Origin of the sequence: Blastopirellula marina, from assembly GCF_002967715.1 — a bacterium.
Taxonomy (GTDB): Bacteria; Planctomycetota; Planctomycetia; order Pirellulales; family Pirellulaceae; genus Bremerella; species Bremerella marina_B.
In genome coordinates this window covers 340,325-365,284 of the sequence record NZ_PUIA01000037.1, presented here as the reverse complement: position 1 = coordinate 365,284, position 24,960 = coordinate 340,325, and the positions used below count along the sequence as shown (strand labels likewise).

The window sequence follows — 24,960 nt, the reverse complement described above, 5'->3', positions numbered from 1 at the left end:
AACGAGTTTCCTCGAGAGAATGAGGTTATGTCCTGCCTAATCGTAGTGTACGACTACCAATTCTCCTGAATTCTTCTGAGCGTCGAAAGCGTTCCAGAGTTCTTTCAAACAGATCCATTGCCATCCTTCTTCACTCTCATGAAAGGTCTCTTCCGACAATCCTTCATTTTCCGATTCGAGTTTTTCAAAGTAACGACGGGCAATGGGAACCAGGACATTCATCATTCCTGACGACAACTCCATGTACGGCGCATCGTCTTCGATTGCTTCCAACTGCTCACGAAGTGGATCAGCAAATTCCGCGTCCCACTGACTCATTTCCTCCTCGGAAACGTAGTCATCTTCAAGAATTGCGACGATTTCGAGAAATGCCGTTCCCGTCTTGTCCTCACCCATCCATTCACCGCAACTATAGTATCCGCCACTCATTCTATTTCTCCGTTAAGCTCAAGTCTTTGTCTCATCGTCACGCTGTGGCTTTACAAGATCCGTACGATATCGGTCCACTGCTGCTTCTGTTCCACCAATATTTGCCCCAACGGATTGTCTTCATCGGCACAGCAAACCAGGCCAATAAGATATCCGCTGCCATGATGGTCGAACCGTCCGGCTACCGCTGTCCAAGGGCTTCCTTCGCCATGCTCCCCTGGCAAGTTCGCTTGGGCAAAGAAGCGTTGGCCGAAACCGCGCGTGCTCATTTGCCCAGGCCAGCGATACACATCCGGGCGATGGGCTCGAATGACGGCCATCATCTGGGGAAGGAAGTGTTCCATCAGCGAACGTAACGTTTCTTCGCTCAGCTGATCGTGCCCGCGTCCGGCAGCTGCGACCACGATCGCCACAATCCTTACTGGCACGTTATAAACGCGAACCTCCGGCCCAAGCAGGGACTTCGGCCCCGAGGCCACCATCGGGTCGATGGCGATTTCCACCGGGTCGACCTCAGGAGGCTGGTTCTTCTTCGGCAGGATATAGAGATAGACGACGACCCCTACAATGATCAATCCAAGAATCAATCCACCGAGAATAGGCGGAGGAATTGGCAATTCACCAAAGTAGGCCAGAACAGTCACAGATTCACTCAGGGAGGTGGGAAGAATCAGAACTCCCTGATCGTAGCGAATCGGAGACAGCGATCGCAACTGGAGAGACCATTTTCATCCCGCATGTCTCTTACGGCTGGTAGGTCTGAAAGCGATCGACGGCGGCAGCATCAAAGCCTGGGGCAATCTCCGGGCCGCGTGTTCCCTCGTAGATCGAGACCGTAATGTCATCGAGAAAGATCTGGCCAACATCGGCCAACTCAACGGTTAGATTCAACGTGTCGGAATCACCGGTGGCACGCATCAGACTGAACTCCGTCCACTCGGTCGCATCGGTCATGTTGATACCCAACTCTCGACCACCGAGCGTATCGTGAATGAGTACGCCGCCTGTCTCAGAAGACAACGGCTGCGGAATGCGAATCCACCCGCGAATGAGCACCAAACGATCTGGCGGAACCTGGACGGTCGCGCTGCGAACAGAGATCGGTGCTTGTTCTGGACGAGCATATAGTCCTTGCTCATCTGGCGAGACACGCATCGAAAGGGCATAGTTCCCGCCGTGAGGTTGTTGGGGTGAAAGCTCGACGGCCGACTCGAAGCCCGGCTGGGGTGCACGAACTTGAATCCACCCACTGGAAAGCAGGAACGTCAGGTCTTCCATATCCCCCGCCGGCAGCGTGTTCGTTCCCGGGCGAAGATAGTTCAGATTCCCTTGCAATCGTGAAGCAAACGGCACCAGATCGTGCGAGATCAACGTCGGGTTCGTCAGCGGAAACTTATACTGCGACGCCCACTGAGCCCATTGCTGCCGCTGAACGGCGGCTACCTTGCGCTCGGCCTTGGTCACATAGTCGTAGGCTGTCTGCAAGTTATATTCTTCGTACAACGTGCGAGCCTGGCGGATATCGGCCCAAGCCGAGTCGATGTTGCGGCGAATAGCGGGCGACTCGGAAGGGGACTCAAGTGCCGCCTGGACACTGCGAGCTAGCTCGAACTCGTGATTGACGGCCTCCATCCGCAGACGAACGATCTCGGTACGATGCTCGTCACTTCGCCGCCGCATCTCACGAATGACACGCGGGTCTTGTGTCAGAAAGATTAGTGAGACATGCTCGCTGGCGTCGAGCTGAATCTGCATATCCCCGAGCCCTCGGCTATGGTTGACCGGATGGATTCCGCTGTCTCCGATGCGATGCGCTTCGGATGCCATGGGGACGCCACGCACACGGACATTTACCGTACGTTCAGGCAGGGGATCGACAACGAACTGATCTTCGGGGCCCGTTCTCACCGCGATCAACAGTATCGCGGTGTCGGTCGCTAACATCGAAACATGCACATTTGGATCGCTGGAGATCGCACCGCTACGAGGGCTCCCCTGGGCGATCCAGGGATAGATCAGTTCGATGCGACGGTTGATGATATCGAGCGTCGTCCTGCGGGCAAAGTCGACCGGGTGGTCTTCACTCAGGGGGGAGTTGCTTTCAAACACGATCCCCCGCACGCCGTTGGCAATCGCCAGGAAGACAGCCTTTTCCAATTGATACGGCTGGAATCCCATCGGCACGCGCGACTCTTGTGCAAGGTACGACACTTGCCGCTGTGTGGCCGGACTGAACTGAGTGGGTATTACGGCCCAACGTGTGGCACTTGGGGAAGCGAATAGTCCCCAAGACTGCGTCCATTTCGCATAGTCGGTCAAGGTCTGAGATGTACCTAGCGGAGGGCGGCGTGTCGCGATGATCTCGCTGTGCTGGCTGTAGTCATGCACTCGATTCGGAGCAATGGCCAGTACCGGGCGAGGTTTCTGCCCGTCGAGAAGTCGCAAATCGGCAGCGCGAATGGCAAAGTCGGAGAAGGCATCTGCCCCGGAGGTAATTGGTAGCTCCCAAGCCAAAACAGCGGACTGCTCGGCAGGACTGCGTGTTTCCGGCGGCGAACTGACACTCCACATGTTGTAACGCAGCAGTTCACGCTGCAGTTGCTGCGAAGGGGCTCGGCTCGTGCGGATCGCGTTAAAGCCAAGTCCACGCAGTAGCGACAACGGTTCGCCGTTGTAGTCGATGATCCGCGGGACCGCGGCATGATCATTCAGTTCGATAACCTGACCATTCGAAGCCGACTCGCTGCGGGGAGGTGCCAACTGGACATTCGCGCCGGTCGTGCCTGGCAGATTTCCCATACCTCGAATTCCACTGGGGCTAGTCACTCTCTGCGTAACCGTGCTGACGTTCTGTACATTCAGCAGGCCTTCCCCTTCCAGGTCATCGATCTGCACTCGCATGAGCCCTGGCCCCGTGTACACATTCAGCAGCACCATGTCGACATACGCTTCTCGCGGATCGAACTGCGGTCCATGCTCGCTGCGTAGTGCAGTGACCTGGCCGCTAACTTGTTCGTCGATATTGCGGATTCCGATCTGGTTCCATTGATCAGGCTGGCCTGCTCGATCACCCAGAATTCGCGTCGTGATCGGCTGTCCGGTTCGAGGATCGCGACTCCGAGGAAAGACAACCTGGACGGCAAACTGAATGCCCGGCCGATCCGATTTCACCCACAGCGAAAAGGAGAGATCTGGCACAACGCGAGCGGGACTAATCGCATGGCCATAGAAAGCATACGAACCCTGCGAGAATCGCAGGGCGATCAGTTCACTACTGGCACCCAGGTGCGAATTGCCGGTAACCCGTTTATGATCGAGCCGACTTGCTGCGGCATCGCCCTCTAATGGCTTCCAGCTTGTAGTCGCCGATTCAAAGTCTTCGATCACCGCCGCCAGCGCGCAGCAAGGGATGCTCGTGATGCAGAAAATCACCACGGAGATTATGCGGAGGAAAAACCAGGTTTGTCGGCGGGGCGCTTTCACGCCGAGTGTTTCCTTACTGCAACGGCATGTTTCATTGGTCGTAAGTCGTGCTTGTACCTAGATTTAGAAACCATTTCCAGATCAATCACGTGGTGAAAAAACCACATGTCGGAATGCTTCTACTATTTATGAATTCTCGTAAGACGTTTGCCACGTGTAACTTAAGTCGTTTACGATAAATGCATGCACGTTCGTGGCACGGGGGCTGCAAATAATCGTGTCAGAAGCGAACAACCCAATTGCGGAGAAACCACATGAGCCAAGCCAACCAACGAGTCGACGACCAAACTGCCGCCCAAGAAGAACTGCCAAAGGACCTGGTCGAGTTGGCCATCATGATTGCCAAGCTGCCGGAAGAGTACCGACAAGAGCTGGAACCGGCCGTCAACAAAGTGATCGAAAACAGCCGACGTCGCCGTCGCATCTACACCCTGGTTCAAGAGGCCTTGAGCCAATTGCGTCTGGACATGAAGTACTTAATGTTCGACCTTGAAGCGACCCGACGCGAACGCGATCAGTACAAAGCCGACTCCAACGGTGGCAGCGACGAGAACCCCGGCGAATTTTAAGCCCTCGATCGATCCCCCTCGAAAAAACCCATTAACGCGTGGCGACACCTACCCCGGCGGGAGCAAAGTGTTGCCACGCGTTTTTATTGCCTGTCGCTGTTTCAGACCAAAAGATCGCTCCATCGTGCAAACATTTTGTTGCAACTCGTCTCTTCTTACCGGTACACTTTACTAATGGCTGTTGGGACAACTATTTACATCCCCCAGTCTTACCTAGCAAAACATTTCCCCCAATCGTCGAGGAGTTCCCTATGAAGTCGGTTCTATCCGTCTTTGCTTCGTTGGCCCTGTTAGCCGCGTTTTCCGTGTCGGCTTTTGCAGCTGAAGATGTCCTGAAGGGCGAAGTCAAAACGCTGGAAGGCAAAAAGGTCGATCTGTCCCAGTACAAGGGCAAAGTTCTGTTGATCGTGAACGTCGCCAGCAAGTGTGGCAAGACTCCACAGTATGAACCGCTTCAAGCGTTGTACGAACAATTCGGCGATCAGGGATTTGAGGTCCTTGGCTTCCCATGCAATCAGTTTGGCAAGCAGGAACCCGGCACAGCTTCCGACATTCGCCAGTTCTGCACCGACAAGTACGATGTAACCTTCCCCTTGTTCGAAAAGATCGAAGTCAATGGAGAAGAAACCGCTCCGCTTTACACCAAACTGAAGAGCTTTGAAGCAGACCCAGGCGACGTGAAGTGGAATTTCGAGAAGTTCCTGATCGGTAAGAATGGTGAAGTCATTCAGCGTTTCCGTACCAAGGTCGAACCAGACGACAAGACGGTCATTGAAGCGATCCAAGCCGAATTGAAGAAAGACAATTAAGTTTCAATCTCACGCAAGGTACGATCCGCCAAGCGAGTCGTACTGGAATGGATCGGGCTAATCCAAAGAGCCGCTGGCCCTAGGTCGGCGGCTTTTTTTGATTCCTGCCCACAGTGGCCAAGTTTGTGATAATAATAGGGACGTTCCCCTACTTCATTCTCTCCCGCTGCAAGGCCGTTGTTTTGCCTGAATCAACTCTTCAACAGCAGTTGAAAAAGGAACAGCCATTCGAGTCTCTCGAACTGGAAACCTTTCTGAACCTGCTCCGCACGCACAATATGATCGCGGCCGCCCCGGGCCGCTTGATGAAACGTCACGGTCTGTCCAGCGCGCAGTACAACATTCTTAAGATCCTGGACTCGCATCAAGGCGAAGGCTTGCCGTGCCTGGAAATCGTTCAGCAGATGGTGACCCGCGTTCCCGATATTACTCGCCTGGTCGATCGCCTGGCCGAGGCCGAGCTTGTCGAGCGCAATCGCAGCGAAAGTGACCGCCGGGTCGTGATGATTACCATCACCCCCAAAGGACGCGAACTGGTTGAAACGATTCGCCAGCCGCTGCTAGAGATCCACAAACAAAACCTCGGCCACATGACCGAACAAGAGCTATCGCAACTGAATCACCTCTTGGTTAAAGCGCGCATTCGTGCCGAAGCTACTCCCCTGTGTGATGGGTCGGAATAAGAAGGAGAGTTTTACCCAGCGATTACTCCTTTTCTTTCCAGACAAACAAGGCAGCAAGTACAACAACCATGTGTGGCATTGCCGGGGCATTTTGGGTCGATCCGCAGCACGAAGTAAGCGAAGAAGTACTGCGCCGCATGACCGACTCGCTGGCTCATCGCGGCCCCGATGACTCGGGCATCTACCACCGCTTCCCACACGAGCATGGCCCCTACGGAACTGTCCCAGGAGTCGGGCTCGGCCATCGTCGGCTCTCAATCATCGACCTCTCTGGCGGCCATCAACCATTGGCCAATGAAGATGAAACCGTGTGGACTGCGTTCAACGGCGAGATCTTCAACTTCCAATCCCTCCGGGCTCGTCTGGAAGGGGCAGGGCACACGTTTCGTACGCACTGCGATACCGAGGTGATCGTTCATCTTTTCGAGGACGAAGGGGTCGACGCGTTCGCTCATTTCAACGGAATGTTCGCCATCGCTGTCTGGGACCAGCGTCATCGGCGAATCGTTCTCGGACGCGATCGCCTCGGTCAGAAGCCGCTGTACTACTGCGTGCATGGTGACCGGCTTCTTTTCGGCAGCGAGCTTAAAGCAATCCTCCAGGTGCCAGGGGTACCGCGCGAGATTGATCCTGGGTCGATCGATTCCTACCTGACCTATCAGTATGTGCCTCACCCGAGATCGATTTTCCGAGGGATTCATAAGCTTCCGCCAGGCTGCTATTTGACTTTCGATGGAAAGCACCTGGAAGTCGCCAGTTATTGGAATCCCGATTTCAGCCGCGAAATAGCAATCAGTCTAGACGACGCCAAGGCAGAACTCATCCGGCTGTTCACCGACTCGGTCAAGCTTCGTTTGCAAGCGGATGTACCGCTGGGTGCGTTTCTCTCAGGCGGAGTCGATTCCTCGCTGGTTGTCGCTACCATGAAGCAGCTGACCGATCAGCCGGTGAAGACGTTTTCTATTGGCTTTCCACAGAAGGAATACGACGAGACCAGCTACGCACGGCAAGTCGCCCAGCACTTGGGTACCGAACATCATGAGTTCCAGGTAACGCCTGATGCCTTGGAGATGTTGCCCAAGCTCATTCATCACTACGACGAACCGTTCGCCGATAGCTCGGCCATTCCAACATGGTACGTATCTCAAATGACGCGAGAACATGTGACGGTGGCTCTCAGCGGTGATGGCGGTGACGAGCTTTTCGCCGGCTACGATCGCTACAAGGCCGTGCGGCTGGCAGCGGTGGTCGACATGTTTGGTCCCGTCGGAAGGCTTGGTTCCAAGCTTGGCATGAAGATCCTGCCTGCCGGGGGACCACAAAAGTCGAAGCTGCGTCGAGCACGACGTTTCGCCGAGGCGATTGCCATGTCGCCGGGACGACGATACCTGGATTGGATCAGTATCTTTAACGAGACACGTCGTGGTGAACTGTACGACGATAGTTTCGTTGAACAACTTCCCGATACCAATCCTTACGCGTTTCTTTACTCGGCGTGGAAACGCACCGGCAAACGAGACGCCCTGACCGCGGCGTCGCTGGCTGACCTGACGACCTATCTTCCCTGCGATTTGAACACCAAGGTCGACATCGCATCGATGGCCCATGCCCTGGAATGCCGGCAGCCCTTTTTGGATTATCGCCTGGCCGAGTTCGCCATTCGACTTCCGTCGAAATGGAAGTGGCGGATGGGGCGTGGGAAGTTCCTCTTGAAGCATGCGTTCGGCAACAAGCTGCCGGATGTCATTTGGAAACGCCGCAAGATGGGCTTTGGGGTGCCTCTAAATACCTGGTTCCGCGGACAATTGAAAGAACTTCTGCACGATACGCTGACGAGCGAAACAGCCAAGAGCCGCGGGTACTTCCGCCAGGATACCGTCGAGACGCTCTTACGCGAACATGATACGAACCAGTTCGACCATAGTGCCCGGCTATGGGCACTGTTGGTGCTAGAACTGTGGCATCGCGAGTGGGTCGATGCTTAGCGACTGGTCCGCTGGGGTTCGTCGGCTACGCGGAAAAGTTTGCGTTCCTGCATCGGTGCGTTTTTAGGCCCCAGAGAGACGGCCAGCCAGCCTTCGTGCAGTGCCAGCTGATTCACTTGAAATTCTGCCAGGCGTGGATCGACCTTCGCTCCTTCAGGGAAGAGCGGGATCTCATGTTTCTTGGAAAGCACCTTCAGGAAGACCGCCCGGAGAGCGATTTGATCGCGGAAACCAAGGCGTTTTCCCTTTAGAAATACGGTACTATCCCGAACGAGCTTCGCATCGAAATCAACGCTTGTGGGGCTATAAAGGGCAGACACTTCGAGGTCTTCCCAGCTATTGTCACCGACTTTCAACGTATCGATACGCAGGGTGAGCTGAGCCTGACCATCGTTGAATTCAACACGGATTGGATCCTCTTCTGAGAATGTAAACGCCACTTCAGCCGGCAGTTCTTCGTCGACGTCACCTTGAATGGCCGGGAAGCGTGTACCGACTTCCATCAGGAATTCTTTCGGCGTCAGCTCGCGCCCGCCCAGACGAAGTTGGCGGATCAAATTGTTTAAACCAGACTGGTGCAGTTGAGCGCTCAAGACACTATCGATCGGGCTACTTGGCCGAGGGGTATGGGCAGCCAGGTGCCGTGGTCCAGCGGCACGGAAGCGACCTGAGATACTGCGGCTTGAGGTGTTCAAATCGACGACCGACGGATCCAATCCCAGACGAACCAACGGTTGGACAACATCGACGTATAACTTGTCTTGCCACTGCTGGACTTTGTCGTTGAGCTGTTCATTCAATTTAGACTCTGCCTGATGGCGAACCTTACGTTCGACCTCAGCCTCGGCGGCATACTTCTTTTCTTCCGTTTGACCACGGGCAACGCTACGGACAATGGAACCGATCAACGGAATGCCGTCGTAATCGCTTTCCAGATTATCCACACTCGTGGTCGTATCAGCACGAGCCACTGCAGGAGAAACCCAGAATCCCTTCGAATTGACGACCACTTGCTTCGCAGCATGATACCGCGATCGCCCACGATTGAAGATCTTTACTGGGCCACTATGGCTGGTCGTTTGACTGTCGACGTTGCCCAGCACTTCCAACTGAATACGCCACTGCTGATGGTCCGGCACAGGACGCACGTGCAAGCGAGTAACACTTCGGCTACGCCCCAGCACGCGCGCACCGAGGATGAAGTCATTCACCGCGGCTTCGTCAGGCTGAAGCTCGGGCATGAAGGCCTGCATAAACTGCTGGCTGACTTCAAACCGGGTGTTGGCGTTGCGGTAGGTATGGTCGATCAACTGGCCGAACTCGATGATCGATGGCTCGGCATGATGCTGCAGGATGTTGGCTTCCATCGCGATGAGTTTTGCTTCGGCTGCTGATTGGTCCTGCTCGTAGCGCTCGACTGCCGCCAGTGTCTTCTCGGGATTAAAGTTGATTCCCAGCCATGGCCGCAGCGAATTGGCAAGGTTCACGAAGGGTGCCTGGGCGAGCAATTGCTTCTGAGCTTCGTCGAACTCCCCCCCTTCCAAGCGAACCAGAACCTCGTTGGCAACTTCCTGCATTTGCTGAGGCGAGGCGTTCGATTCCATCGCCTGGCGAAGCTGTTTCAGACGCAGGTAATCGCTCCAGCTAAGAAGCTGCCCCCCGTCACGCAAGATCGCTTCCGACTGTTCCAGATGCTGCTGCAAATTACCCAACGTCGTGGGGGAAGCGCTGAGTTGGATGCCACTGTGAATGATATTGTGAGCGGCGTTCCACAGATCGATCCGACGTAGCAGGGCGTAGTAGGTCTGCGTAATGTCCGTACGCTGCCAGCCGTAGTCGAGACTATCCACCATGGGGACTGCTTCGCTGGTGATTTCCGACAAATGCTTGAGGTGCTGCGAGGCCGGCAAGGTCCCGATGGTCGACTCTTCGCGTAGCTTTTGCAGCGCCAAGCGAAGATCGCTCGCCCATGTCTTGGTTTCTGGGTATTCGTCGAGCCGCTTGAGCATCGCATCCAAGTGGGGTGTCTTCGGCCAACGGTACGTGACCGGCCGAGCGGCATCCACCGGTGGCAGAACCTTGGGAGGCTCTATCGATGGAAGAACGTCCGCAGCACTTTCCGGTTCGTCTCCGACACGATAAAGGTTGTCGCGGTTACGCGTATCTGGCCGGTAGGCGACAAGCGGCATTCGCTCGAGTGGTGGAAGCTGACTGGCAACCGGCAATTGGACAACAGGATCTCGCCAGGGACTGACAGCGACCGGGGGCAGTGTGTCGACCTCTGGTGGAGCCATCAATGTTTCGACAGGCTCGACCATTGGCTGGGTGATATCATTGGGATCTGGCTGCTGAGGAGATTCAACCGGCAACAACATCTCGCGGATCTTTTCGACCGCTTTAGGCAGCTGCTGGTGTAGATGGCGCAAATCTGGCAGACCCAAACCCGGGGCGGCCGATTGATCGGCTACCACTGGTTCTGCTTGCTTGGGGCGAACTGGTTCCAGAGGTTGAAACTGCTTCTTGGCCGGCGGCTCTAACTCCATCTCGAAGAGTGCCGGATCGTCAAATGCCGATCGCGTTTCCTCGACTTCCGGCGGCGCAGCTAAAAGGAACGACCCCTGACCGAAGATTGCCAGGTGAACCAGTACGAACCAAACGTGCTTTAGCAATTTGGTTTCCATACGCCTTGTGATCGTCACGCTCAAGAAGTTACGCCGGGGGTCTTAAGTAGCCAGCACTTTCGCAATAAGCCGTCTCTCCCCTACATCGGTCATAACCGGGGGCTAACTGTACTCAGACGCGAAAGATGCAGTGCTAGCGAGGCGTGATGCGCAGCAACCAGTAGAAGCGGGTGGTGTGCTACGTAGTCTCTTCTTCGGCAGGTAGGCGATAGATGCCCACGTGAGCAGGGAAGTAAACTCGGACGTCCCAGTTCTCGGCATCAGGAAGCTGCGACGCATCGAACTGGTCGTCGAACTCCACGATAAGAATACTTTCAGGGGGTGCGGTCTCCAGCAAAGCCATCATCTGCTTTTCCATTTCCTCCCAGCGCGAGACGAAAAAATCGTACGGAGGGCAGATGAATACGACCCACGGCGTTCGGCCGACGTTGTCCAACTCTTTCTTCACCCACATAAAGGAATTGTGGGCATAGATCGTGATCAGATCGGTGATCTCGAGTGCTTCGCCGTTGTTCCGAATCAGCTTCGAGGTAGGAACATGACGCTCAATCAGGTGGGCTTCGATCGCCCCTCGACTGATGGCCTCCAGCCCTAACGCTCCGGTGCCGGCAAACAGGTCGATCGCGATCTTATCCTTGATCGACGGGCCGATCAGATTGAAAACCGCCTCACGAACACGTTCCTTCATGGGCCGGGTGCGTGTATCGCCGGAATACTCGATCTTCTTATTCTTGAGCCGACCGCCAATGATTCGCATCGGGGCGTCGACAGTCGGCGTCTGCGCAGCAGCACCGCGAGCGGGTTTCTTCTTCACGGGGCGACGTTTGGCCATGGATGTCCGGTCGATCAGGGGGGTAATACACGAGGTCAGTAAGCGTTTATGGTAGCATGGAGCATCAAGCTGCGCACCCCCACCCGAGATTCTTCCATGAATGACGAACAACGAGCCGCCATCACCAAGTGGCGAAAACGCCAGATCTACTGCGTTGCCGCTGGAAACCTGGCAGCGATTGTCTTTCTGCTGGGAATCGCTTTGGGAAGCAATCTTATCCTGGGCATTGGCTTTGTCGCGTTTCTGGTTTGCTTAGGCGGGATCTTTCTAGGGGGGTATCTCGCCTCACGAATCGCGAGTTCGTCCTCGTCGTAAACGCTTGCAAGAGACTACAAAACGCACGAAAATACAGACAGCGATTTTCCAGACCTTCTCCTCTTAGGCGGTTCTCTCATGTTGCGATTCGCTATTTGTTTCTCGCTAACGGTCTTCCTGGTTGGATGTGGCGAACCCATCGCGAAACTAGATCAGCCAGATCCAGCTAGTAGCACTCCGGCTACCACTCCCCAAGCCCAGCCATTGGAAACGCCCTCGGCGGATCCAATGCCCGAAGCCGCCGCCACCGAAACTCCTGCCGAGGCAAATCCTGTGGAAGAACCGGCCCCCGAACCGAAGCCCAAGAAGGGGGTCATCCACCAAACGACTGATGAGGTGGTTGATGCAAAAGAGTGGCTCCAGAAACAGGGAATCGAAGCACGCGATGGCAAGATCGAAGGGGTCGATCCTTTCAGTCAGGCTGCTTCCGGCTATTTCACTCTGGCCGCGCGAGCGAGCACACTCGGACTTCAGCAACAGGTTCAACATTACAAAGCGCTCAACGACAAGTTCCCGTCGTACAAAGAGTTCATGCAAATGATGCGTGACAACCGGATCGAATTCACCAAGCTCCGCTGGTACGAAATTTACGGTTATAACGAAGACACCGGAAAGATCCTGGTGCTGGTCGATACGGTTGCCAAAGAAGAAGGCCCGTAAGCTGTAACTTCCGACGCTGCAGGGTGTGAGATGCGACACAACGCACACCCTGCATGCACTCTTTTGGCAACGCTTGCCTAAAAGTCGCAAAATCTTTCTGCGAATACCCGATTCGTGAACTAGCTTTCCAATAACAACTCATCTTGATCTTCCGATGCCTTGAATTGGAAGCTTCGAGGAAGTTGCTACGGAACCTAATCTTTTGCACTATTCCGCACCACAGAAGAGGCCCTCGCCATGTGGCGAAAGCGTCGCAATTCGCGCCAAGCATCCTTTCTTTCCCATAACCAAAGCGGGAAAAGAACTGGTGCGACGATTGTGGAAACCGCACTCGTGATGCCGGTGTTTTTCATGTTCGTCTTCGCGATTATCGAATTCGGCCATGCCACGATGATCAATAACGTCTTGAAGAATGCGACGCGTACCGCAGCACGCTGGGGCTCAGCGACTGGAGCGACCACCGCGGAAGTCGAGCAGTATGCCCGTGAACGCATGGGGGGCGCGGTCGATCCTTCGATGGTCACCATCCAGATCAAAGACGCCAGCCAATTCGACAATGGGGGCGATGCTCCGACCACGAACAAAGATTTCCAGGCAATGCCTGATATTGAACTTGAGGACGCCGAACCGCGGCAGCTGTTCATGATTCGCGCCTCGATACCTTACGGCAACGTATCCTTGATTCCACATCCGTGGCTGGGAAATGTATTGCTCAGCGGCGAAACGTTTACGCGACACGAGTAACAACGTTCGCAAGCGGCCGCTAACCCTGACCCCCTCTTCACTTTGGTGTAGAGAGGATATGACAAGACAACTTATGCACCCTAGTGCTTTATAAAATCCTTTTCCCAACGAATTGCCATGAACCTTTTTCATCGACGACGCGCTTTGCGTAACCGTCGCGCGACGGCAACGGTGGAATTTGCCGTGATCGCGCCAGTGTTCTTGACGCTGATCTTAGGGATGCTGGAAGCGAGCCGCATGTTTGACACCTATGGCCAGCTGGCACAAGTCGCGCGCGACGGAGCTCGCCTGGGTGCGATGGATCGAGCCGATTGGGTCGCGGGAGGAACCAGAACCAACGACAAGATTATCTCTGATATTCGCAACAGCCTGGAAGCTTCTGGCTACGATCCGGATAAGCTTCAGATCTACATCGAGCCGGCCGGAAAGCCGGGTGAATCTTTCAACTTAGACGACCCAAACAACGACCTTGACTTGTTTCAGGTACGCATCGCTTTGCCGATGTCTCAAGTAGCGGCAATGCCGGTACCGGATAATTTGGACTACGACCTATCGACCGCCGTTATCTTTCGCAATACCAAATCGACGATCGTACAGTAGCCCGCAGCTTGTCGTCCTAGCTTCACCCTTTTCGTACCTGGTTGGTGCCCAACCAGCACCCCAACTCGACCGGTACAGAAAGCAACAGATCCATGGCCAGCAATAGCATTCCAGAGAATTCTCAGCGACAAAACAGACGCGGTGTGTTCATCGTGCTTGCGGCGTTCGTGATGATCGTGCTGTTTGCATTCCTCTCGCTCGGTATCGACTCAGGGCTGATCGCGATGGAACAAACGCGACTGCAGAACGCGGTCGACGCGGCGGCACTGGCGGCCTCACAGGAGATCACGTCCGCCGTTCAAAGTGCGAGCGAGGGAGGCGATCCCAACTCGATTTCGCTGGATCATGCGCGTGCCATGGCTACGGATGTTGCTGACCGCAACGGGGTCTACGTCGATTCGGCCAAGGACGTGGTGTTCGGCAAGCGGACGTATAACGAAGGGAACGGCAAGTGGGAAATTGCCTGGAATCAAGGCCCCTACAACGTCGTTAAGGTTACCGCTCGCCGCGACCAGGAGAACATGAGTGCACGCGACAGCAAGGTGCCATTGGCATTCGGCTGGGCTGTGGGCACTCCGACAATTGATCTCCGCGCCGAGGCCATCGCATTCGTTGAAGCTCGCGACATGGTCGTGGTTCTCGACTTCTCGGGTTCGATGAATGACGATAGTCGCTACTCGTCGATCAGTCGCCTGGGCCAAGACAACATCGAAGCAAACATGGTCGACATCTTCAATGCGATGTCGCCCAACGTGGGCAGTCTGTCGTTTGAGCAGGAATACCTGACCATTGTTGGCACCCCTCCTACCAGTTCGGCCGCTCCACAAAACAAAGTGACGTTCAAAGATCGCGAAGTCTACGTCCAATCGACCAAAAACATCTCGCGAGTTCGCCTGTACTTCGATAACGGAAACTCGCAGTACTTCTACCCAGGTAGCACCACCGGTACTTTCTCGGGGACCGGCTCGAATAACAACCGACAAATCGATCGAGTCTACGTGAAAGCCGGCAATGCAACCGGCAACGGCGAAGAGTTCCGCGATACCAATAGTGCCGTGAAGCAGGCATTCGGCCTGGACAACATCAACTATCCTTATCAGCGCGGCAGTTGGGACGAGTTCATCAACTACTGCCGAGACAATGTTTCCAGCAATAGCGGCAATCGGCAGAAGTACGGCAAACTGAACTTCGTCGACTACGTTCTGACGAATCGCTATCACAATTACGAAACCGAAGACCTCTGGAAGACACCACACTACCCGTTCCATGCGGTGAAGAACGGTTTCTCGCTGTTCCTCGACTTCCTGACAGATCTCGACTTCGGTGATGAAGTGGGCATTGTTTCCTACGACGAATCTTCCCGCGTCGAACATACGCTCAACGACGGCAATGCCTATGCCAGCCTGAACGGCAACCTTATCTCGGACGACTATTCTACGCTCGATACGATTCAACGTCACAAGCAGGCCGGGCACTACGGTAGTTACACGGCCATGGGCTTCGGCGTGGATGAAGCCGACGAACTGCTTAAGGCCCATTCGCGTCATGGTGCTCGTCCGACAATCGTGCTAATGACCGACGGTAACGCCAACCGCTACAAAAGCGGCTGGAGCTTGCCGTACGACTGGAACTGGGCCGACTACACCGACTATGACGGAGACGGCAACGCCGACTACTCCACCAATGATCGCTCGAAACAGTATGCCATCTGGGAGGCCGTCCAAGCCCATAAACGTGGCGTCACCATTCATACCATGAGCGTGGGTGCGAGTGCGGACCGCGACGTGATGACGGCCATCGCCAACGCATGCGGAGGCATCCATATCAGCGTGCCAGGCGGTTCCACAATTGCTGAACTGGAAGCTCAAATGCTCTCAGCATTCCAGCAAATCGCCGCCAAGGTTCCGCCACCGCAACTGGTTTACGACCTGAGCCAAGCCCAAGAATAACCACAAGACACACCACGACGTGTCCTGCAAGGTGGTTGTCGTTGAGGTAGACCCTCGCGGCAACCACCTTGTGTTGTTTCTTGTCCAGCCATTTCTTCGCTAGAATAAAGAGAGGTCCGCCCCAAATCGACTTATCAGACTACCTTGTGAGAAATACCTGGCATGACACCCACGGACGACTCCATTCCCATCCAGCACAGCGAAGCGTTTCCTGTGAAGCCGCCAGTCACTTGGGTAATGTTTCCCCGCTGGCCAGAAGATGGCGACGGTTGGATCTTTCCCCAGGATCGCCACAAAGCAGAAGGGCTGATTCCGAGTGATGTCATCTTTCGTCGTGAAACTACGGAAGATGACTTTTACCTGATCAGCTACGGCGATATCCAAATGAAGATACACCCGGTGATGATGGAAGAAGTCCCGGAACCCAAATACAAGATGGGCGAGATCGTCGAATTAACCCATCAGTTCGACATCGAGAAAATCTCGACTGGCACCATCTACGCGGTTCGCTGGAGCGACTACTACCAGGAACCGCAGTATTATCTCATCCGCGGCGATCTCAAGAGCCAGAATGCTTACCTGGCCAAAGACCTACGCCACTACGAGCCTCCCAAGGAGTTCCACGCGATGCACGAGTACGAACCGTAGCAGCCAAACAAGGAGGCTCCTACCGAGTGGTCGCCCCCGGAGCGGAAGCGAGCGTGCCCCCTCCACTTTCCGTCGTCGAGAATGTCGCCCAGACCGGTAGGTGGTCGGAAACATCCAAGGCTTGTTCTTCGGTCATTTTAAAAGCGGCCATCAGATCCAAGACACCTGCCTGACCGGCGAACTCGGTCGTACGCCGCTGGTCAAAGACGATGTTATCGTAGCTCTTATTCTTACGTGTGTTGGTAGGCGTCCCCTGGACTGTAGCGAAAATACCAGGGACTTGGCCCAGCATCCCGAAGTGCGCGTAGTCCGTATTCAAGTCGCCTAGCAGGATTACGTCGTCTTCGTTGGGATTGGCATCGCGGACAACTTCATAAACCTCGGCCAACGCATCCAACTCTTCGTCGACCTCGTCTGGGTCGGTATGGATATTGATCAGCGTAAAGCTGAACGGCTGAACGCCAGGACCCACGCGGGTACGAAACGAGGCGACATATGGCTCGCGGTGAAGCAAATCATGCGGGTCGTTGATCGTGAAGTCGCTCTTATCGACGAACTCGATTTTCGCTGTGTTATACAGGAATACGTATTGCTCGGTGCTGGCAGTACGTCCCAACCGCGGTCCCACGAGGGAAGCCCAACGAGAACCATCGGCGTTGATCATCTCCAGCCAACGCGGGATGACATCTTGTTCTTTACTGCGAAGCTCTTGCACCGCCACGATGTCGAAGGATTTGACCACTTGGGTTAGCACCTTCATAACTTCCGGCTTCTCGATCTTCGATTGCCCGAAAACCTGGATGTTGAAGCTGGCAAGGCGAATCGATTCTCCTGGCTGCGGATTCGACGTCGTCGTTGCCTGCGTGCCGCTGGGCAATTGCTCGAGAACCTGCTCGACATTACAGCCGGTAGCCGCAACCAGACCAACAATAAACGCAAGCGAAGAAAGAATGAGAGCGCGCACGCGAAGCCTCCTTGCCATGTGCGGTTTCGACTGCCAGCAGGCACCATGCCATCCATAGCAATGTGCCTAAGTGCAAGCGGGGCAACCTTACCGAAACAGATGCCCCACTTCCAGGTCAGTCGCTGACAAGAAAGCAGAAAAGAAGGTAGACCCCAGAAATTAGTGGCTGCTCGCAGTGATAGCAGTGCCCAGGGGACTACCGTTTGCCCAATGCCTTCTCGGCCAAACGAGCAGTTCGAGGATTTTCGCTTTGCGCGGCCTTCTCCAGGGTTGCCTTGATCGCCGCATCGGCCACTCCGATCTGGCCAATCGCCCAAATGGCGCGATTGCAGACTTCGACAGGAGTTCCCTCTTTCTCAATCAAACTCGCCAGTTGCTTGGCTGCCGGAGCCCCTTTCGCTTCGAGTCTGCCGATAAGCGTCACGGCCCAATAGGCGGTCGTTTCTGCAGAAGTGGTCAGCTCGACTAACGAGTCCAGTTCGTCGACCGACGGCGGGCCCAGTTCTTCCAACGCGGCTTCGCTCCATTGGCTGACTTGCTCGTCACTATCACTACAGCAGCGACAAAGCGGGACGATCGCGGCCAGGGCTATGTTCGGATCCTTGGCACAAGCTTCCGCGGCTTTACGACGTTCTTCCAAGTTCGTCCCACCCAGGGACTGGACGGCAAGCGAGGTTTCCATAAATTTCTTTCCTAGAGTTCACCGGAGAGGATTTCGTGCCCGAATCGCAATATTTACATCCAATTGGACAAAAAAACGCTACCTCAACCACCCACGCGGGGTACAATGCCAAACGGAAGGGGCACTCGGTTTTCGTACCTTACGGAGACGCACTTTATCGAACCATTTCCGCGGATCACGGAAGCGAGCTATGAGTTCCCAATCCCTTTCCAACCCATCACAATCTTCAGATGATACCGCCGGGGCTCGCTCCGCGGGCTCGCATCTTGGTGACGTGTCCAAACTACCACCATTGAGCCCCGAAGCCCAGGCGAGTTTATGGCGGTATATCGACCATTTGGAACGGTGGCGGCAATCGATTGGTTTCGAGATTCACGACGGCCTCACTCAGCAGATTACGGCCGCGCTGCTCTTTCTTGAGTCGTACCAGAAAGATCAACACGATTCGACTTCCCTCGAACGTTGTCGAGCCATACTTGAAGAAGCACTCGCCGAGTCACGGCGTCTGATCCAAGGCCTAAACCCTAAGCGCCTCGATGAGGATGGAATCGAAGCCGCCTTGCAAGACTTCATCGTACTTCCTTCCCTTTCCAGCGCTCAGATCGATGTGCATGTCGACAAGAATCTGCCGCGACTGGCTCCTTGGCAGCGATCGAACCTCTTTCGCTTCTTTCAAGAGTCGATCACCAACGCGAGAAAACACAGCGAGGCCACCAAGATTGACGTTTCGCTCCTTCAACAAGAGCACAATCTTGTCGCCAGCGTGAAAGATGACGGTATCGGCTTCGATGTCGATTCGGTCGAACTGACCAGTCATGGTCTGATTGGCCTGAAACAAAAGGCCGATCTCCTGGAGGGTAAGCTGTCGATCGAAAGTGCCCCCGAACGTGGTACCAAGGTCGAGCTCAGCATTCCGAACAATGTTTTCATTGATTAAGAAATCGTGAAGCTGATTGCCGCATGCCGCGCAATGCTCAACAATCGCTATTAACTGGCCTAAACACAAGTTGCCAGAGTAGATAAGTACGGCAGCAACATGGCATTCACCTTAGTTTTGGGGCTCGCCGCCCTGTTTCAATTGGTCGCAGTCCTGATGGCGCTGCGTCTGAACACCATCTACCGTCGTCGGTACGCATGGCTCTTCATCTCTGGTGCCGGCATTTTGATGGCCCTTTGGATTGGTGCCGGCATCGTCGATACGATTCAGCACCCGCCTGGCAACATCACGTGGGAGCCGACACTGTGGGTTCAAACGCTGGCCACGCTGCTGACCGCGATTCTTTTCTTTGCGGGCATCAGCACGATTGAACCACTCTTCAAGGAAAACGAAGCGGCCAGGGCGTTATTGGCGAGCGAAAACGCCCTGTTGAATCGTGAAGTACAGCATAGCCGGGAAGAGATGATGCTCGCGCAGCGTGTTCAGTCGAATTTGCTTCCCAAGTCGGCTCCTGCCGTCCGTGGGCTCGATATCGCGTTCCTATCTCGACCGGCAGAATGGACCAGTGGAGATTACTTTGATTTCGTTGAACCTGACGACAATACACTGATCGTCACGGTGGCCGATGTTTGCGGCCACGGTATTGGCCCCGCCTTGCTGATGACGACTTCGCGTTCCTATTTCCGCGGGATCGCTAAGACACGCAAGCAGTGCCAACCCATCCTCAATACCTGGAACAACGCAATTGCCGAAGACGTGGAAGATGGCGATTTCATGACGGCACTGGTTGTAAGACTCGACTTGAAGGAGCGACAAATCGAGTACCTCGGGGCAGGCCAGAACGGTCTGCTCATTCACGACGACGGCACCTTTGAAGAGCTCGAGCGAAGTGGGCCACCACTGGGAATCATCAATAACTTCGATTATCCGTGCCCTGACTGTATCCCCCTGAGATCGGGGCAGATCTTGGTGCTTTGCACCGATGGAATTCACGAAACCGAAGGGAAAGATGGTTCGCAATTTGGAACCCACCGTATCGCCGATCTGCTTTCAATGCACCGCGAGCTGACCGCAACCCAAATGGTAAAGCGGCTGGATATCGAGGTACGCAACTTTGCCGCAGCACCCAAGGCCCATGATGACCTGACGGCGGTCATCATCAAAATCGCGTAGCTACTTCAACACTTCAAGTAGGTTACTGAAGTTATCTGTCCAGGGCTTAGCATAGACCATGTGCGGCCCCAACTGCGTCGCGGCGGACTGCATCGTGTCATCCGAGAGGAACTGGTGATTCTTCGACGCAATGATCCACTGAGAACCTGTCTGCTGCGTGGCGGCATCCGGCGCGGTGGTGATGTAAAGCGTTTCCAAGTCGAACTCTTCACACGTCCCCAACACAACCGGCCGTAGGTCGAGATGCTTGTTGCTCACGTGAATTGCGAGGACACCTCCTTCAGCCAAGTGCCGCTGGTAGATCCGAAATGCTTCCCGCGTCAGCAAGTGAGTTGGAATCGCATCGCCGCTGAATGCATCGAGCACCAACAAGTCGAACTGTTGATCTGGCTCGCGTTCCAAAGCCAACCGGGCATCACCCAGCACCAGGTCATGCTGGGCTTTGCAGTCTTTCAGAAAGGTGAAATGCTGCTTCGCCATTTCGATAACGTCGTCATTGATCTCGTAGAAGCGATAGTAATCTCCTTGATTACCGTAGGTAGCCAACGTTCCGGCCCCAAGACCAACCACGCCCACGCGTCTTTCGTTCTGCTTGGGCAATCGAGCCATCGTCAAACCGACGCCTGTGTTTCGGGCATAGTAGGAGGTTGGTTCGCTTTGCTTGGCATCGGCCTGGTATTGAAAGCCGTGCATGATACGCCCATGGTACATCGCCAGAATCGGTTGACCGTCGTTGGTCGGAACCTCGCCAATACTGAGCACACCATAAAAGTTCCGCTGCGACTCAAGATAGTGAGACTGGAACGAACGCAACTGTCCGGACAGCATCACCAGCATGCCGCAGAACATTAGTCCCATCGACCAGAGGGGAATCGCCCCAAAACGTTTCTCGAGCGAACTAACGGTAACAAACATTGCCAATCCAAAGGCCACCATCAAACTGAGTGGCATTTCGTAATACTGCGAGAAGATGAGAGGGCACACCAGGGATACGAACATCCCACCCAGAGCGCCGCCACCAGAAATCATCAGGTAGTAAAGCGTCAAATGCCGCGTCGACGGCTTCAAACGAACCAGTTCTCCGTGGCAGATCATACAGACAAAGAACATCGCTCCGAAATAAGACACGGCCATCCAGCCAATGTCGAGCATACCACCCAACAGCTGCAACGCACTGATCAGCACAATGCTGCCAATCGCCATCCAGCCCAGCCAGCTTCGTCGATACCAACCTTCGCCATCGAAGCAAAAGATGAACGTCAGTAGGTAGAGACTCAACGGCACGACCCACAAGAACGGCACCACGGCCATGTCCTGGCAGACATGGTTGGTTGTGGCCAAAAGCATCACACAGGCAAACGCCGGCAGCGCCAACCAGGCGGCAAGCGTTTTCCAGCCGGGCACCGGCTCGTCTGAGCATTCGTCGTTTGGTTCAGCAACGTTTTGAGGGTCACCTTGATTGCGAACAATAGCAACGGCGATCGGGATAAGTAGCAATGCAAACCCAGCGTACCCCCAACTCCATGCTCCCGATTGGGTCGGCAGCGTCCAATTGGGTTCCACCAGAAAGGGATAGGTCAGCAACGCTGCCAGCGAGCCGATATTCGACAGGGCATAAAGTCGGTAGGGGGTTTTGCCGGGGGCCAACTGGCTAAACCAATGCTGAAGCAGCGGTCCGTTAGCCGCCAGCAGGAAGTACGGCAGTCCAAGATGGGTGGCCAGCAGCAACAGGATATACCCAGGGGGCCAAACATCGGCCGTCGGCTTCCAGTCATCGCTGGGTGAAATTGGCATGAGCAAAAGAGCTGCGATCATCAGCCCTGCGTGAATGACGCCTTGCCACCGCTTTGGCACATAGGTAGCTAGCAAGTGGGCATACAGATAACCGGCAAACAGAACGACCTGAAAAAACAACATACAGGTTGTCCACACCGTAGGACTTCCGCCGAACCAAGGAAGAATCGTCTTGCTGATCAGCGGCTGCACCTGAAAGAGCAGAAAGGCGCTCCACAAGACAGCCAGTGGGAGCACCCATCCATAGACAAGATTCTTCGGATTGTTCGTCACTGAACTTTTCGCACTTAGAGACTCAGGGAAGGCAGTCGCCGGAAATCGGCGCGCAGAACGGCCCTAAAGCATAGGTCACAATGTAGGCAGTTTTGCGCTGCCTAATACCTGCCCCCTGATTTGGCGAGAATGGACTCCAGCTAATGAAATATTCTCTTCCACTAAACATCGCGCAACGGTTTTTTATAGAAATCTTTCTGTTTTAATCACCCCAAGCCGATCATTTGTTCTTGGTGAATGCGAAAACATTCCGTTAAAATTCGACGTATAGCCTTATCCTATTCTGCTAGTTTTCATCTGCGTTTTCTGCCTCGATTTCGTAGATGAATAGGTCCTTAGGGAGTGTGTTTCGGCCAGATGCCTTGGCGATCGAGCTAGTTCAACTGATTCCTGAAGGTCGCCCAAGAGTCTAATTAGCCTCACGACTCTTAACTGGACCCTATTCACGAATCTGTTCTATTCAGCTTCCTTATTTTCGTTGGCACTTCTGTGCTCTAACATGCTCGCGCATGACAGGGAGATTGTCGTGTACGCAACTGCTTCTGTCGAAGCGGATGTGATGAGTGTGCTGCGCCAGTTCGCAGATGCTTATGCATGCCGCGATAAGGGGAGATTGTTAGGCCTGTTTTGTTCCGATCGAGATGCTGTGGTCCTGGGAAGTGGAAGCGACGAGCGAAACGTCGGTGCCGCGGCCATTTGGGGTCAGGTACGCCGAGATTGGGAACAAACAGATACTCTCCGGATGCGATTTGGATGGAGAAGTGTTTCGACGATGGGTCAGGTCGCCTGGCTCGCCACCGATTGCTACCTCTATGTTCAAGCCGGATACCGGAAAGCCGAAGTGCCCCTGCGAATTACAGCCGTCATGATTCAAAATCAACACGGTTGGCAAATTGCTCAGCTTCATTACTCCTCGCCCATTAGCGTGGAATCCGAAGCCGATACCTGCGTGGAATAGCAACCTATCTGCCTCTATTATTCTTTTTGACTGATATCCCAGCCATTCCAAACGCAAAAAAGCCCCCAGGTTTCCACCTGGGGGCTTTTTCCATTCTTGGTATTATCCGATATAATATGTGGCTTGGCTTGTGTTAGCCTTGCTGATAGTGGCTTTCTCGAAACGACAGGTGCCAGAAGCACCCTCCGGCATCGGGAACGAACCTACGAAAGCATTGGGATGCTACGTACTTTCCTTCGATCCAAAATTCACCGCGCGACCGTGACCCAGGCCGACCTGGATTACGTGGGTAGCATCACCATTGATTCCGACTTGCTGGAAGCGGCTCAAATTCTACCGCACGAGCAGGTCGACGTCCTGAATGTGACCAATGGCCAACGGCTGACCACCTACGCAATCCCTGGCGAGGCGGGTTCCGGTGTCATAGGCATCAACGGTGCGGCGGCTCATCTCGTGAGCCCTGGCGACCTGGTCATTATTGTCTGCTATGCCCAGTACACGGCGGAAGAAATCGAAGGGCACCAGCCTCGAGTCATTCTGGTCGATGAAGCGAATCGGATGACCGACTGCATCGTTGAATCGGATTCGATGAACTCTTCTACCTGACCTCCAGCGGTCATTCTACGGCGGCAGGGCCCGCTATTCTTACTGCAATTACGGCCACTTCAGAGCTGGCATTTGCATCGCAAGCCAACGCGGAACGCCTACGGTCCCATCTCATATAGGCTGGTGGTAACGAATCGAGAGAAGGCCGCCTTAAGTGGACAATGATGGCGTGATTCTATGCATCAAATCCGCAATGCTCGCGACTTCGACGATAACTGCGATATGGCGATGCCATTACGACTGTGGCGAATTGGTTTCCATTGAACTCTTGTTTCGACCTGTTTACGACGCACATTCCCGAACCCAACTGTCGGTTCACCGCATAAACCCGGATCGGGGGGAGCTTCCCCATTGCGGGAATGACGAAGATGAGCAACATTGTTTCTGTCGGCGGGCGAACTGGGCAGAACGTCACCGCACAATTGAGCTCTTAACTGGGATCACCAACGCCAATTCCAGCAATTGGCCGGTAGAGGTTTTAGATCACAGGATGTGACTCCAAGTGCGACAAGAAGTCGCTTTATTCTGTTGGTGCACATCCACGAGCCGTATGGGGGCCGGTACAACGTCTTCGTAAAGCTTTATGCTTTGCGACCTATATGGGGCAGAACGTTGGACCGGCTCCTTTTTTGCGCGCTCTGAACTGCTAGCACCCTTCTTTTCGGCGATTTCTCCCTTTCTTGAAGGCCGAGCGAAAAACTTTCCGGGCCATGACCTCACGTGTCAGACGGGTAGCGATAACTACTACTGCCCAAGGGCAACCAAGTTAATCAGAACCCTAAAACAATACACGGAAGGATATCAATCATGGCCAAGTTTTACGTTGAATCGGGATCGTTACGATTGATCGTGGATGCTGCTGACGCTCGTCGTGCTGCCATCTGGGCCGTTCATCGTGCGTTAGAACATATTCTGCCCAATGAAGAAGAGGAGCTTGATGTGGATAATCTGCCAGAGGTTGAACCTGTCGGCACGATGGTGCTGGGGGATGCCATTCGACTTAGCGAACGAGGCTTCGAGAACGCCGACGTCATTCAGTTCGAGACGCTTGATGTCGTCAGCGAATGGAGCCAACTCATGCTGGCCCTCTCGAACATGGAGAGCGATCTGAAAGCCGCCTAACGGTCTTCAGCGGAAGCGTTAACACGGAGGAAGCGGCAAACCACCGCTTCCTCAACCATGGGGC

At 54.6% G+C, this 24,960-nt stretch carries 23 protein-coding genes; 15 read left to right on the top strand and 8 right to left on the bottom strand.

Annotated elements, in window-relative coordinates:
• Positions 1 to 36 precede the first annotated feature (36 nt).
• Genes C5Y96_RS13430 through C5Y96_RS13420 form a run of 3 tightly spaced genes read right to left on the bottom strand, consistent with a single transcriptional unit; the run spans position 37 to position 3,912 of the window.
• On the bottom strand, positions 37 to 429 hold the full coding sequence (locus C5Y96_RS13430; RefSeq protein WP_105354106.1) for a hypothetical protein: 393 nt from the start codon (positions 427 to 429) through the stop codon (positions 37 to 39).
• Between the two features lie 50 nt (positions 430 to 479).
• A complete protein-coding gene (locus C5Y96_RS13425; RefSeq protein ID WP_105354104.1) occupies positions 480 to 1,142 on the bottom strand; it encodes a hypothetical protein in 663 nt (220 codons plus the stop codon).
• A 31-nt stretch (positions 1,143 to 1,173) separates the two neighbouring features.
• Positions 1,174 to 3,912, bottom strand: a complete 2,739-nt coding sequence (locus C5Y96_RS13420) for a hypothetical protein (RefSeq protein ID WP_105354102.1) — start codon at positions 3,910 to 3,912, stop codon at positions 1,174 to 1,176.
• Positions 3,913 to 4,166: 254 nt separating this feature from the next.
• On the opposite strand from C5Y96_RS13420, the gene C5Y96_RS13415 reads away from it, so the two are divergent.
• From C5Y96_RS13415 to asnB, 4 genes are all read left to right on the top strand, one after another.
• Positions 4,167 to 4,481, top strand: a complete 315-nt coding sequence (locus tag C5Y96_RS13415; protein ID WP_105354100.1) for a transcriptional regulator — start codon at positions 4,167 to 4,169, stop codon at positions 4,479 to 4,481.
• Positions 4,482 to 4,732: 251 nt separating this feature from the next.
• Complete coding sequence (locus C5Y96_RS13410) at positions 4,733 to 5,290, top strand: glutathione peroxidase (protein ID WP_105354097.1); 558 nt, start codon at positions 4,733 to 4,735, stop codon at positions 5,288 to 5,290.
• A 182-nt stretch (positions 5,291 to 5,472) separates the two neighbouring features.
• Entirely contained in the window at positions 5,473 to 5,973 is a 501-nt protein-coding gene (locus tag C5Y96_RS13405; RefSeq protein WP_105354093.1) for a MarR family winged helix-turn-helix transcriptional regulator, read from the top strand.
• 68 nt (positions 5,974 to 6,041) lie between these two features.
• Positions 6,042 to 7,958, top strand: a complete 1,917-nt coding sequence (asnB, locus tag C5Y96_RS13400) for an asparagine synthase (glutamine-hydrolyzing) (protein WP_105354092.1) — start codon at positions 6,042 to 6,044, stop codon at positions 7,956 to 7,958.
• Here the strand turns inward: asnB and C5Y96_RS13395 are convergent.
• Positions 7,955 to 10,639, bottom strand: coding sequence for a hypothetical protein (locus C5Y96_RS13395; RefSeq protein WP_105354090.1), 2,685 nt, complete (start codon positions 10,637 to 10,639; stop codon positions 7,955 to 7,957). The two genes, asnB and C5Y96_RS13395, sit on opposite strands and share 4 nt — an antisense overlap.
• 178 nt (positions 10,640 to 10,817) lie before the next feature.
• Entirely contained in the window at positions 10,818 to 11,471 is a 654-nt protein-coding gene (locus tag C5Y96_RS13390; protein WP_105354088.1) for an RsmD family RNA methyltransferase, read from the bottom strand.
• Positions 11,472 to 11,567: 96 nt separating this feature from the next.
• Here C5Y96_RS13390 and C5Y96_RS13385 point away from each other — a divergent pair, with 96 nt between their 5' ends.
• The 6 genes from C5Y96_RS13385 to C5Y96_RS13360 all read left to right on the top strand — a co-directional run bounded on the left by C5Y96_RS13385 (position 11,568) and on the right by C5Y96_RS13360 (position 16,387).
• The gene (locus C5Y96_RS13385) at positions 11,568 to 11,786 is read left to right on the top strand and encodes a hypothetical protein (RefSeq protein ID WP_105354085.1); all 219 of its coding nucleotides are present in this window, start codon (positions 11,568 to 11,570) and stop codon (positions 11,784 to 11,786) included.
• Between the two features lie 78 nt (positions 11,787 to 11,864).
• Positions 11,865 to 12,446 carry a hypothetical protein gene (locus tag C5Y96_RS13380; protein ID WP_105354082.1) on the top strand — a complete coding sequence of 194 codons (582 nt, stop codon included), beginning with the start codon at positions 11,865 to 11,867 and terminating at the stop codon, positions 12,444 to 12,446.
• Between the two features lie 318 nt (positions 12,447 to 12,764).
• The gene (locus tag C5Y96_RS13375; RefSeq protein WP_158261223.1) at positions 12,765 to 13,190 is read left to right on the top strand and encodes a TadE/TadG family type IV pilus assembly protein; all 426 of its coding nucleotides are present in this window, start codon (positions 12,765 to 12,767) and stop codon (positions 13,188 to 13,190) included.
• Between the two features lie 117 nt (positions 13,191 to 13,307).
• The gene (locus C5Y96_RS13370) at positions 13,308 to 13,790 is read left to right on the top strand and encodes a TadE family protein (RefSeq protein ID WP_105354077.1); all 483 of its coding nucleotides are present in this window, start codon (positions 13,308 to 13,310) and stop codon (positions 13,788 to 13,790) included.
• A 92-nt stretch (positions 13,791 to 13,882) separates the two neighbouring features.
• Complete coding sequence (locus C5Y96_RS13365) at positions 13,883 to 15,739, top strand: vWA domain-containing protein (RefSeq protein WP_105354076.1); 1,857 nt, start codon at positions 13,883 to 13,885, stop codon at positions 15,737 to 15,739.
• 162 nt (positions 15,740 to 15,901) lie between these two features.
• Positions 15,902 to 16,387: a DUF6960 family protein gene (locus tag C5Y96_RS13360; RefSeq protein WP_105354074.1), complete on the top strand. Its 486-nt coding sequence runs from the start codon at positions 15,902 to 15,904 to the stop codon at positions 16,385 to 16,387.
• Positions 16,388 to 16,406: 19 nt separating this feature from the next.
• Here the strand turns inward: C5Y96_RS13360 and C5Y96_RS13355 are convergent, their stop codons facing one another.
• Both C5Y96_RS13355 and C5Y96_RS13350 read right to left on the bottom strand, forming a co-directional pair.
• Positions 16,407 to 17,351 (bottom strand): endonuclease/exonuclease/phosphatase family protein, encoded by a 945-nt coding sequence (locus C5Y96_RS13355; protein ID WP_158261222.1) that lies wholly within the window; start codon positions 17,349 to 17,351, stop codon positions 16,407 to 16,409.
• 196 nt (positions 17,352 to 17,547) lie between these two features.
• On the bottom strand, positions 17,548 to 18,033 hold the full coding sequence (locus tag C5Y96_RS13350; protein WP_158261221.1) for a hypothetical protein: 486 nt from the start codon (positions 18,031 to 18,033) through the stop codon (positions 17,548 to 17,550).
• Between the two features lie 190 nt (positions 18,034 to 18,223).
• Here C5Y96_RS13350 and C5Y96_RS13345 point away from each other — a divergent pair, with 190 nt between their 5' ends.
• Together C5Y96_RS13345 and C5Y96_RS13340 are read left to right on the top strand one after the other, a co-directional pair.
• The gene (locus tag C5Y96_RS13345) at positions 18,224 to 18,970 is read left to right on the top strand and encodes a sensor histidine kinase (RefSeq protein ID WP_158261220.1); all 747 of its coding nucleotides are present in this window, start codon (positions 18,224 to 18,226) and stop codon (positions 18,968 to 18,970) included.
• Between the two features lie 99 nt (positions 18,971 to 19,069).
• Positions 19,070 to 20,143 carry a PP2C family protein-serine/threonine phosphatase gene (locus tag C5Y96_RS13340; RefSeq protein ID WP_105354064.1) on the top strand — a complete coding sequence of 358 codons (1,074 nt, stop codon included), beginning with the start codon at positions 19,070 to 19,072 and terminating at the stop codon, positions 20,141 to 20,143.
• Here the strand turns inward: C5Y96_RS13340 and C5Y96_RS13335 are convergent, their stop codons facing one another.
• The gene (locus tag C5Y96_RS13335) at positions 20,144 to 22,210 is read right to left on the bottom strand and encodes a spermidine synthase (RefSeq protein ID WP_105354062.1); all 2,067 of its coding nucleotides are present in this window, start codon (positions 22,208 to 22,210) and stop codon (positions 20,144 to 20,146) included.
• Positions 22,211 to 22,709: 499 nt separating this feature from the next.
• Here C5Y96_RS13335 and C5Y96_RS28140 point away from each other — a divergent pair, with 499 nt between their 5' ends.
• The 3 genes from C5Y96_RS28140 (at position 22,710) to C5Y96_RS13320 (ending at position 24,896) form a co-directional block, all read left to right on the top strand.
• Positions 22,710 to 23,168 (top strand): nuclear transport factor 2 family protein, encoded by a 459-nt coding sequence (locus C5Y96_RS28140; RefSeq protein WP_105354060.1) that lies wholly within the window; start codon positions 22,710 to 22,712, stop codon positions 23,166 to 23,168.
• A gap of 219 nt (positions 23,169 to 23,387) precedes the next feature.
• Positions 23,388 to 23,774 carry an aspartate 1-decarboxylase gene (gene panD, locus C5Y96_RS13325; protein ID WP_105354058.1) on the top strand — a complete coding sequence of 129 codons (387 nt, stop codon included), beginning with the start codon at positions 23,388 to 23,390 and terminating at the stop codon, positions 23,772 to 23,774.
• A gap of 807 nt (positions 23,775 to 24,581) precedes the next feature.
• Positions 24,582 to 24,896, top strand: a complete 315-nt coding sequence (locus C5Y96_RS13320) for a hypothetical protein (RefSeq protein WP_105354056.1) — start codon at positions 24,582 to 24,584, stop codon at positions 24,894 to 24,896.
• The last annotated feature ends 64 nt before the right edge of the window (positions 24,897 to 24,960 follow it).